The 1,632-nt window shown below is 24.9% G+C and carries 3 protein-coding genes; all 3 read right to left on the bottom strand.

What is annotated here, in order from left to right; all coding sequences use genetic code 11:
• Positions 1-825 precede the first annotated feature (825 nt).
• The 3 genes from KJQ99_RS09335 to KJQ99_RS09325 are packed head-to-tail and all read right to left on the bottom strand — an operon-like array spanning position 826 to position 1,569.
• The gene (locus KJQ99_RS09335) at positions 826-969 is read right to left on the bottom strand and encodes a hypothetical protein (protein ID WP_214150655.1); all 144 of its coding nucleotides are present in this window, start codon (positions 967-969) and stop codon (positions 826-828) included.
• A gap of 44 nt (positions 970-1,013) precedes the next feature.
• Positions 1,014-1,364 carry a hypothetical protein gene (locus KJQ99_RS09330; RefSeq protein WP_214150654.1) on the bottom strand — a complete coding sequence of 117 codons (351 nt, stop codon included), beginning with the start codon at positions 1,362-1,364 and terminating at the stop codon, positions 1,014-1,016.
• A 43-nt stretch (positions 1,365-1,407) separates the two neighbouring features.
• Positions 1,408-1,569: a hypothetical protein gene (locus tag KJQ99_RS09325; protein ID WP_214150653.1), complete on the bottom strand. Its 162-nt coding sequence runs from the start codon at positions 1,567-1,569 to the stop codon at positions 1,408-1,410.
• Positions 1,570-1,632: the final 63 nt, after the last annotated feature.

The raw sequence follows: 1,632 nt of genomic DNA, 5'->3' as shown, positions 1-1,632 counted from the left end.
ATTAAAAACACTAAAATACTTAGAATATATGCAAAATAGAGTTTAAATTGCAAACCTAATTCTACTACAACCTTTCAAATTATAAAAAATAAATTCAAATACAAATTAAGTAAAGATTAAGAATGTGGGGGGGCTATTATACTGATTTTACAAAAAGCATAATGCAAAACATTAGGCTTTAAACCAAATCAAAAGGAGATTAAATGAAAAAATTATTAAGTTTTGCAATATTTGCATCTATGTTAGTTGCTTGTGGGAGTGATACTCCTAAAGCTGATGATACTCCAGATATTGTAGTTAAAAAATGTTTGAAGTGAGTGATTGAAGAAGATAAACAAGCTGTTAAGTGCTTTAATTTTAAATCAGAAGATGAAAAAAATATTTTATTAGAAAAAATGTCTTATAAAGCAAAGGGCATTAAAGAATAAGGTGGTATTAAATCAATAGAAACAATCTTAGATTTTGAATTAGAAGGCTCAGCTGGAGTTAGATATAAATTAACATTTAATAATGGTAAAAGTTTTTCTAAAATGGCGGAACTTACAAAGATAAACAATACTTGGTATATGTACAAATTTTAGTTATTACAATTTAAGATTTATTGGAATTTATTTTAAGGATAAATTCCAAGCTTCATTGATAAAATGCAATAACTTAAACTCTTAAAAACATATTATGGGATTTCAAACATTTTAGTGTCTAATTTATTTTAACAATAAAATTAAGCTAAACTTAGCTTTTAAATACTTTTAATGCTCTAGAATTTCAATCAGGAATTTGATTTTTAAAGAGTAGAAATCTAAATCATAATTTTTATAATAATTCTTAAAATAAGATTTTATTATCACTAAAGTCATATTCAATCTCACTAACTTTGTTTAAATCTTTATCTAGCAGCTTTTTTGCTTCATCACTTGCGAAAAATTCTTTACAATTTTTATCATTTGCATTTATATTTTTAATACGCAAAATACCATATTTAGCACTTACTTTTATATAAGCAATGCCATTTATTAAAAACTCTCATTAGGATTTATGAGTGCATAAGTCATATCGCTAATCTTAGCAAATCTACCTTGTGCTACATAAAAAGCAGAAATATCAGAAATTATTATTGATAAATTAGCTGCATTTTGTTTATGAAAATTAGGTTCACTTTTAGGCTCTTCGGATAAAATATTATAAGCTTGTGCATAAAAAAATGCTGCTGTTTTTTTATCCATACTCACACCATCACCTTTAGCATACATTAAAGCTAAAGCCCCGCAAGCTTCAAAATCTCCATCATAACAGCTATCTTTTAAGCTTTTTATATCAGCATTTAATATCGTAAAACATAAAAATATAAAAAATAATTTTTTCATAAACTTTCATACTTGTTTTTGTAAATTATAAATTAATAATACACTAAAAATAAAATTTCACCTTTAAACTAGTTTGTATTATTTTTAAAATAAAAATATTTATAAAATAATATATTTTATAAAAATTTATAGCTTCATTATCTTTAGCTTCATCAAGACTTAAAACCTGTGTTTTACACCTACAACCCCAGCCATTAGGCGCCAACAATAATGCTCCTTAGGTAAAATAAGTCCGTGAAAGGCTTTAAGTACAACTCTAACCCTATTA

It is taken from the genome of Campylobacter sp. 2018MI13, from assembly GCF_018501135.1.
Taxonomy (GTDB): domain Bacteria; phylum Campylobacterota; class Campylobacteria; order Campylobacterales; family Campylobacteraceae; genus Campylobacter_E.
Note: the sequence above shows the minus strand (reverse complement) of the source record. Positions and strands in the feature narration are given on the sequence as shown.

Bases quoted from the DNA above. Each gene is read 5' to 3' on its own strand.
- KJQ99_RS09330 (WP_214150654.1), bottom strand. From the start codon at position 1,364: ATGAAAAAATTATTTTTTATATTTTTATGTTTTACGATATTAAATGCT.